The 7,906-nt window shown below is 68.7% G+C and carries 9 protein-coding genes; all 9 read right to left on the minus strand.

Going from position 1 to position 7,906, the window contains the following annotated elements:
• Nucleotides 1-26: 26 nt before the first annotated feature.
• A complete protein-coding gene (locus VGH54_RS21610; RefSeq protein WP_331514139.1) occupies nt 27-500 on the minus strand; it encodes a hypothetical protein in 474 nt (157 codons plus the stop codon).
• Nucleotides 500-1,372 carry a hypothetical protein gene (locus tag VGH54_RS21615; protein WP_331514140.1) on the minus strand — a complete coding sequence of 291 codons (873 nt, stop codon included), beginning with the start codon at nt 1,370-1,372 and terminating at the stop codon, nt 500-502. Before VGH54_RS21615 ends, VGH54_RS21610 begins: the two co-directional genes overlap by 1 nt.
• Nucleotides 1,373-1,393: 21 nt before the next feature.
• Nucleotides 1,394-1,660, minus strand: coding sequence for a hypothetical protein (locus tag VGH54_RS21620; protein WP_331514141.1), 267 nt, complete (start codon nt 1,658-1,660; stop codon nt 1,394-1,396).
• Nucleotides 1,661-1,753: 93 nt separating this feature from the next.
• Entirely contained in the window at nt 1,754-3,313 is a 1,560-nt protein-coding gene (locus VGH54_RS21625) for a phage major capsid protein (protein ID WP_331514142.1), read from the minus strand.
• A 116-nt stretch (nt 3,314-3,429) separates the two neighbouring features.
• Nucleotides 3,430-4,374 carry an HK97 family phage prohead protease gene (locus VGH54_RS21630; protein ID WP_331514143.1) on the minus strand — a complete coding sequence of 315 codons (945 nt, stop codon included), beginning with the start codon at nt 4,372-4,374 and terminating at the stop codon, nt 3,430-3,432.
• A complete protein-coding gene (locus tag VGH54_RS21635) occupies nt 4,371-5,618 on the minus strand; it encodes a phage portal protein (protein WP_331514144.1) in 1,248 nt (415 codons plus the stop codon). Before VGH54_RS21635 ends, VGH54_RS21630 begins: the two co-directional genes overlap by 4 nt.
• Nucleotides 5,615-5,785 carry a DUF1056 family protein gene (locus tag VGH54_RS21640; RefSeq protein ID WP_331514145.1) on the minus strand — a complete coding sequence of 57 codons (171 nt, stop codon included), beginning with the start codon at nt 5,783-5,785 and terminating at the stop codon, nt 5,615-5,617. The genes VGH54_RS21635 and VGH54_RS21640 overlap by 4 nt, the downstream gene beginning before the upstream one ends.
• A complete protein-coding gene (locus VGH54_RS21645) occupies nt 5,785-7,404 on the minus strand; it encodes a terminase large subunit domain-containing protein (RefSeq protein ID WP_331514146.1) in 1,620 nt (539 codons plus the stop codon). The genes VGH54_RS21640 and VGH54_RS21645 overlap by 1 nt, the downstream gene beginning before the upstream one ends.
• 239 nt (nt 7,405-7,643) lie before the next feature.
• Nucleotides 7,644-7,847 carry a hypothetical protein gene (locus VGH54_RS21650; protein WP_331514147.1) on the minus strand — a complete coding sequence of 68 codons (204 nt, stop codon included), beginning with the start codon at nt 7,845-7,847 and terminating at the stop codon, nt 7,644-7,646.
• Nucleotides 7,848-7,906 lie beyond the last annotated feature (59 nt).

Below are 7,906 nucleotides of genomic sequence, written 5' to 3' on the forward strand. Positions count from 1 at the left end.
TGCACGGCCAGAGAGGGGACGGTGGGTTAGATGCGGATCCAGACGGAGACGGTCATGGCGATGTCGCAGATCCGGCCGGCGGCGACCGGGGTGTCCATACCGTCGACGCGTTCCCAGGAGATCGACGGCGTCATGTCGGTGACCTCGACGAACGCGTTGTAACAGGCGCCGCCGAGGCGCTCGTTCGGGCTGGTACGGAAGTACGCCTCGATCGTGTCCGCCCCGGCCCACGCGGCGTCGTTGGCGGCCTGCTGCGCTTCCTCGCCGCCGGCGCGATAGGCGGAGACGACGACCGTGACCTGGATCCGCTTGTCCCGGCTGCGGTTCGTGCCCGCAGTGGGTTGAGTGATCGGGCCGCGGACACCCATCATGCAGACGAGCAGGTCCGGCTGAAACTCGCCCGGATCGCCGGGCGTGACGAGCGTGCTGTCCTGGCCCGCGAACAGGGTCTTGAACGACGCCAGCATCGCGTCCCAGGTACCGGAGACCGACTGCGCCATCAGCCCACCGCCGGCGGCCGCAGGTCCGGGCCGAGCAGCTGCAGGATCGCCTTCGGGATCTGATACCCCGACGGTGTCGTGATCGCCGAGTCCGGGCCCTGGTTGGGCGGCCGGCTGCCCTGGATCTCGGTCTGCCACAGCCAGCGCACCAGGCGCCGGGTCGCCCGGATGATGTTCGGGCCGATCACAGTGCGGCCCGCGGTGTACACGACGTGGATGTTGCGGTGGCCGCCGACGAAGTTAGCGGCCTGGCCGGCGATGCGGCGGATCAGGATCGCGTCGTCGAGGTCGACGGTGTAGCCGAACGCGTCGAAGGCACCGCCGTCGAGGACCTGCTGCGTCAAGGGCCGGCTGTACCCGGCGCCATAGCACTCGGTCACCGAGGTGACCGAGAACGCCGGCCCGTGCAACAGGCACACCAGCGTGGAACCGCCGTCGTGCCACTCGTCGTAAGGGCGCTGCACGATCGAGCCGGCCAGGTCCTCCATCGGTGCGAGCGCGCTGGCGATGAGCGAGCGCAGGTCCTCGTCGTGCGCGGTGTCAGCGCCCGGAAGCTTTCCCAGCGCCTTGCGGGCCTCATCCACGCTGATGAGCAAGCCCGGGTCGGCGGCCAGCACGTAGAAGGTGTCGGTGTAGTCCTGGGCGTTGACGCCGGTCGCGACCCAGGTGACCTTGTGCCGGCCGCCCTGCGTCGACAGGTAGGGCGTGACCGGCTGGTAGATGCCGACACCGATGTTGCCGACCGGCGGCACCACAAGGGTGCCGTCGGGCAGCGTGATGGTCAGAACCGCGGCCCCGACGTTGGCCGGCGCCCCGGTCGCGTCCGTCGTGTTGAAGACGAGCGGGATCGGGTCGCCGACGTCAAAAGCCATCGCCTCAGACCTCCGGTTCGATCAGTCCTGCTTGTCGCCGGCGTCATCGCCGGCGTCATCGCCCTGCTCGGCGGCGAGCTCGCCCGGCGTCGGCCGTCCGCGGCCGACGCGGACGGCGGTCTCGCGCCGGCGGCGCTTCGGGTTGTCGGAGAACTCGTCGAGCTGGTCCTTGACCTCACCGAGCCGGCGCTTCTGCGCGTCGCTGACCGGCCGGTGCTGGAGCATCTCGAGCTCGTTCTGCAAGGCCTGCACGTGCGCCGCGCGGGCCTCGCCCTTGAGTTCGGTCATGGGTGTTTCCTCTTTCCTGGTTGGGGATTTCGGTGCAGGCGGCGCGCGCCGCATCGCAGCAGGACGCGCGCCGCCAGTCGGTCCGGTTGGGGCCTAGAAGCCGGCCGCCGGGATCATGCCGGTCCCGGAAATCACCGAGATGGCCTCCGGACGCCGGTTCGGCATGAACGCGACGTAGTTGTAGACCTGCAGGCGGACCTGCAACGTCCCCGAGAGAACCTCGGACAGCACCCGGGTGCGCATGCTGCCCTCCCACAGGTACAGGTCCTGCCACCGCGCGGTGATGCTGCGCGTCTCGTTGGTGCCCGCCCCGAGGTTGGACGGGATGTTGCCGTCCAGGAACGAGGGCAGACCGTAGGTCAGAACACCAGCCGGGCCGTCGGACTCGAGCAGCCCGCCGTCACCCATGCTGTTGAAGGCGTTGCTGTTGGGCACGATCAGCGGCCGGGTCGTGGTGTCCAACTGCGACAGAGCCCAGTACCACAGCGACGGGGTCAGAACGACTCCGGTCGCGGGCTGCTTGCGGTTCTTCGCGACCTGCGAAGCCGCCTGCAGCAACGGCACCCACAGCTCGGGCAACGTCGGCGTCGCGTCGGTGTAGGTCACCGCGTTGATGCCGGCCGTGTTCAGGATGCCGGTGACCTGGCCGGCAGCACCCGAACCGTTGATGATCTGCAGGTCCAGCTTCATGTTGTAGTCGGCGAGCAGGTCGGCGAGGACAACCTCGTCGAAGGAGATCGGCGACTGATCGAGCAGCTGGATCGCGATGTCCTGCTGGCCGGCGATGGTGCGCACCGGTGCCGACACCGAGGTGTCAGTCAGGTCGGTGGACTGCACGCCGCCGGCGTCCGCGGCCTGCACCGCGGCCGCGGTCCCGGTCAGGACCTTGGGCAGGTTGATCGAGTCCGTCCCGGTGGGCAGACCCATCGTCTTGCACAGGTTCGCCGTGGTCCGGCCGAAGCGGGGCAGGTCGATGAACTCGTCGATCAGCCACAGCGGCGGCACGAAGAAACCGCCCTGGCCGTCGGTGCGGTTCGGGTTGACCCGCTTCTCAAACATCGACTCGCGGGACCGCCGGTTGACGCCCGCCCGGCGCATCTCGTGCTCGGACTGATCCTCGGCCCATTCGTCGCGGCGAGCCTCGCGTGCGGGCAGCTCGACATCGAGCTCCTGCTGGTGGCGGCGAAGCCTGTCGCGGGCGGAGTCGAGGCCGCCGTCACCGTCACCGCGCTGCATGTGGTCACGGGCCAGGTCCAGGAAGTAGCTGGATCGGGTGCCGGGACCGTAGGTGCGCGGCTCGCTGGTGATGTAGGCGCGGGGCTGGCCGCTCTTGTCGACCTTGGTGCCCAGCTTCTGCTGGACATCGGCCTCGGCCTTGCGCCGAACGTCCTCGGCCTCGCCGACGCGCAGACGCTCCTCGAGCGTGGTGCGCTGCGCGATCTTGTCCATGATCGCCTGGTTGGCCACTTCCGCGGCCGCGCGGTCCTCGGGAACGGCAGCTGCGAGCAGCTGCTCGATCTCGGTGGACAACGCGTCGCGGGTGTCGCGGACGGTGTCGAGCGCGGTCGGCGCGCCGCCGGCGATCCGGTAGATCGGCCGGCCGTCCTTGCGGTAGCCCAACGGGCCGCCGGGCTGATTGCACTGAGGAGACATGGGAATGCCCCTTCCTGGTTCGGAGTCACTTGCGGGATTGCGCGGCAGGTGTTCCGCCCAGGTGGTGCCCGAGGATCCGGGTCCGGCGTGGGTGGCCGGCGTGCTGCGGTGGGGTGTTACTTGGTGGCTGCGCTGATCAGCGCGAGCCGGGCTCTGACGTCCGCGGGGTGCGGGCCAGAGTTGCTTTGGGTACCGGAGTCGTCGGTCTCCGAGCCGGCGATCTCCTCCTCGTCGTCAGGGTTCGGAACGCCCATCAGTTCGGAGAGGATGGCCTGCGCGGAGTCGACGGCGACGTCGGCATCGGCGACCAGGTCGAGGACCTGCTGCAGGGTTTCCATCGTCGAGGCCGACAGTGTTGCGCCGGCGCGCTTCTCCGCCCGGGCGCGCTGCACGATCAGACCCGGCACCCGCGATCGCGCCAGCGCCTGCGCGGCGCGCTTACGCAGCGCGGTCGTGCCCTCGGTCGCGGGGTTGGCCGGCCAGGTCACGACCGACACGTCGCCGCCGTCGAGGTCGACCTCCTGAATGTCGCGCTGGTCGAAGTCGGGCGACCACATCTGGCGGGTGACGTAGAAGGCGAAGCTCATCGCGTCGAGCTCGCCAGCCTCCATCGCCGACTGCACGTGGTACACGTCGGAGCGCTGGCCGTCGAGGTCGGCCTCGGTGAGCAGGCCGGTACTGTCGACGGTCAGACGCAACGTGCCTGGCTTGGTGCGGGCCATCGGGGCGCCGTCCCAGCCGTGGTTCAGGCAGAAGATCGTGTCCGGGTCCTCGGCGAGGGTCTTGGTGAACGCACCGCTACGGACGATCTCGGTGTAGTCGCCGTACCAGTCGCACATGTTGTAGGGCGCCTCGACGACCGAGGCGTAGCCGGTGAACAGCAGCCGCGTGCCGCCGGTGCCATCCGGTGCGGCGCGGAGCTGCACGTCGCGGAAGGGCAGGTCGAGGGTGTTCGGCCCGGATGCCTGCCGCACGAGGGCGCGCATCGCTTTGATCTCGCCGTCGAGGACGCGCTGCTCGAGCTCGCGCAGACCGCCGTCGCGGATCTTCAGCTTCGTCACTGGGTACCTCCTGGGTCGCTGCCTGGCGCCGGTGCGTTGTCTGCGCCGCCGGCGGGGGAGGCGTTGGAGTTGAGCGGCGTGAACGGATTGGCGCCCAACCCGTCGGGGTATGCCTCGAGACCGTCCTCGGCCCGGAGCTCGTCGATGGTTCGGGTACCCGCGGTACGGCGGGACGACTGGACGGTGGCGCGGACCTCGGCGCTGGCACGCAGGAACTCGTCATAGTCGAAGTTCGTCCACGAATGCTGACCACCCGGGATGAGCCGATTCCACTCGACCTCGATGCCGGTCGTCGCCGGCATCAGACCATGCCGCACATAGCCGGCGTCGATCGCGTCCAGGCCCTTGCCGCCGCCCTGCGCAGCGTTCTCGGTGATCGCCTGGATCCGCTGCAGCGGCACGCCGTACAAGCCGCAGATCTCCTCACGCAGATAGCGCCTGGTCTGCAGGAACTGCGCGTTCTCCGGCGCAATGCTCATCGCCGTCCAGGTCGCGCCGCCGAACAGCACGGCCGGCTGGTGCGCCTTGGCGACACCGGCGTGGCCGGCCTGCCAGCTGTCCTTGACCTGGCGGATCTTCTTGCGATCTCCCGGGCCGGGCATCGCAATGACACCGGAGGGCGAGCCGCCGCCGCCGAAGAAGCCGTCGGCGTAGGCGTTGACCTTCCATGCCAGGTCGTGGGTCAGGCGCTGATACGTCAGAACATCCACGCCCGCCACCGCGCCGGGCAACATCAGCCCCGTTATGTGCACCACGTCCGCGGGGCCGTACCGGTTGCCGCCGATCATGTGGAACTTGCCCTTGGCATCGCGGCTGGTTCGGACCGAGTCGGGATGCAGGATCGTCGTCTGATCGATCAGACCCGTCTTCGGATCGATGTGCGTGCCGAAGGCGTAGGCGTTGCCGCGCATCGCGACACTGACGACCAGCTGCGCCATGCCGACGTTGACCGGCGTGTCCGGGCCGAAGGGCTCGGTCACGATCAGAGGCTGCACATCGGCGGGGCGGTGCGCGCCGTACTTCTCGCCGACGTAGGACTTGAACGGCATCACCTTGGTGTCGTCGTGCAAGGCCTTGATGCACGCCAGCACCGCGCCGATGCTCAACGCACCCGCTTCACCTGACGAGCCGCCGCCGAGCACGCTCGCATCGTTGGCACGCGAGTTCGGCGGAATCGACGAGTCGCCCCACTCCGACGAGCGCATCATCGCCCGGGCGTTACGGATCGCGCGATCGAGGATCACATCTCGTCCTCTCGGCCGGCGCTGCGCTTGTCAGCGTCGCCGAGCGCCAGACCGAAGACGATCAGCACGAAGGCCAGCAGGATCAAACCGAGCGCGGTCGCGATGACGAACGCGGCGGTGACCAGCAGGATCAGGCCCGCGACGAACAGGACGTCACTCAGGCTCATCAGTCGCCCCCTTCGCGGCAGTCCTTGCACAGGTAGTCGAATTCACCGTCGGGATCCTCGTGTGGCTTGTCGCCGCACGCGTCGCACAGCTCGAGGGACTCGTCGGAGGTGTCCCACACCGACACGTCCTCATCGGAGCCTTCGTCTTCGGTTACCTGGGCGGCTTGGCGCGCGGCGGCCAACGCGACCAGTGAGCTGATGTTCACCGCCGAGCCCTTCCGGCCGAACTTCCACGCACCGTCGCCCTGGGCCAATTTCGATGCGCCCGCGATCGCGGCGTCCAATGGCTCCTGGCCGCCGTGGGTGAACAGGTCGTTCTGCACGTCGTCGTACAGTCCGCCGGCGGCCTGAGCCATCTCGCGCGCCGTCAGCAGCTTCAACGGCACGCCGGCGGCGACCAGCGCCGGGATGAGCGAGCCGGCGGGGCCGCTCGCGTCGACGGCGACCGCCGCGGGTGCCCAGTCGTCGACCAGCTCGAGCAGCCGGTCAAGCAGCCACTCGGTGCCCTCGCGCTCCTCGACGATCTCGCCGTAACCGACCCGATCCGGCCGACCGTCCTCGTGCACCGGGCGCACCGTGCCGCCGTAGACGCTGATCGCCGCCGACGTCCGCTCAGGATTGATGTCGAAACCGAACGTCACCGGATCCTCGAGCTGCACCAGGTCCTGGTCGGCCGCGCGAGTAGCCCACACATCCGGGTCGATCGGCGAGGGATCGGTGGGCGTGTTCACCCACCGGTTCAGGTAGGCCCGGAGAAACTCACCGAGACGCTTGACCCTCATCGACTCGAAGTCCGAACGGATCGCCTCACGCGGGACCGTGTAGCCGACGGCCGGCATGCACGACCACCAGGTCTCTTCGTCGAGCGGATCGGCCTCCTCATCGGCCGACCACTCGATGTAGCAGATGCCGCCTTCGGTCAGGCCCGCCAGCGCCCGCTCACGGCCGTCGTCGACCTTGTCCTTCAGATACACCGACCGCGAGGTGCCCGCCGTGGACACGATCCAGAGCTGCGGCTGCTCGCGCGTCATCATGGCCGGCTTCATTGCCTGCTCGGTGCGGTTGTCGACCTGGGCGAAAGCCTCGTCGATGAAGCCAAGATCGATCGTGGGGCCGTGACCGGACTGCTCGGTTACGGCGTCGATGCTGTGGATCGAGCCGTTATTCCACTTGATCGCCTCGTCGCCGTTGGACTTTCTTACGCGGAGCATGTCCTTGAAGACGCTGTCCTTCTTGGTCAGCTCCGCGACGTGCTCGTCCTCCCACTTTTTTCGGGCGTCCTTGCGGGTCTGCGCCGTGTACACGATGTTCTGCCGTACCCCGAACGCGATCGCGCGGTGCACGGCGACCGTCAGGATCAGCTGCGTCTTTCCCTGCTGCCTTGGCACCGTCAGCCGCACCTCGCGGTACACGAGCCGGTCCGTCTTCGGATCCACCTCGAGCGCGACGTCGAGTACGTGGCGCTGCCACGGCATCAGCGGCTTCCCCAGCGCCTCCGCGATCTTCGCCGCTGGGCCGCCCAGCGTCGGGCGATCCAACCGCCGCGGTGTCGAAAACCGCGGCGGTGGATTCCGCGCCGCCAAGAGCGTCGAGGAACCGCTGGAAAGGACTGCTGTCACCCTGCACCCCACCGGTCGCCAACTCGTTCAACGTGATGCGCAATTCGCGCGCAATAGCGGCGGCCGCCATGCCCGCGCCACCGTCCAAGGAGCGCGCCAACGAAAGGGCGATCTGGCCCTTGGGCTTGTGGACGGCGTCGAGCTCAATCAGCGCGTCGAACGTGGCCCGCTCAACTGCCCGTGTACCGCGCGGAGGAAGCCGTCGAGCCATCGCCAGCCCACCTCACAAGATGCCGGTCCTAGGGGCGGGGGGATTTTTCCGGGCGAATATCAGCGCGATGTCCCTGCGCCTTTTTGGCCCAGCTGCACGCCTTCGCCTGGCCCGTCGACAGCGCCAGCCGGTGATACGCGCGCCGGTAGTACGCCAAACCCCACGGCCGGCGCTCAGCCCACACGGTGGCCGCGACCGCGCCGGCGGCTGTGGCCAGAAGCAAACGACCCATGCCCCACCTCGCCCCGGATGGCCGCCCCCCACAACGGGCGGAGAGAAAAAAACATTCAG

Origin of the sequence: Mycobacterium sp., assembly GCF_036488105.1 — a bacterium.
Taxonomy (GTDB): domain Bacteria; phylum Actinomycetota; class Actinomycetes; order Mycobacteriales; family Mycobacteriaceae; genus Mycobacterium.

Coding starts and splice junctions, on each gene's coding strand:
- VGH54_RS21650 (WP_331514147.1), bottom strand. CDS start 7,847: ATGGGTCGTTTGCTTCTGGCCACAGCCGCCGGCGCGGTCGCGGCCACC.
- VGH54_RS21615 (WP_331514140.1), bottom strand. CDS start 1,372: ATGGCTTTTGACGTCGGCGACCCGATCCCGCTCGTCTTCAACACGACG.
- VGH54_RS21610 (WP_331514139.1), bottom strand. CDS start 500: ATGGCGCAGTCGGTCTCCGGTACCTGGGACGCGATGCTGGCGTCGTTC.
- VGH54_RS21620 (WP_331514141.1), bottom strand. CDS start 1,660: ATGACCGAACTCAAGGGCGAGGCCCGCGCGGCGCACGTGCAGGCCTTG.
- VGH54_RS21640 (WP_331514145.1), bottom strand. CDS start 5,785: ATGAGCCTGAGTGACGTCCTGTTCGTCGCGGGCCTGATCCTGCTGGTC.
- VGH54_RS21625 (WP_331514142.1), bottom strand. CDS start 3,313: ATGTCTCCTCAGTGCAATCAGCCCGGCGGCCCGTTGGGCTACCGCAAG.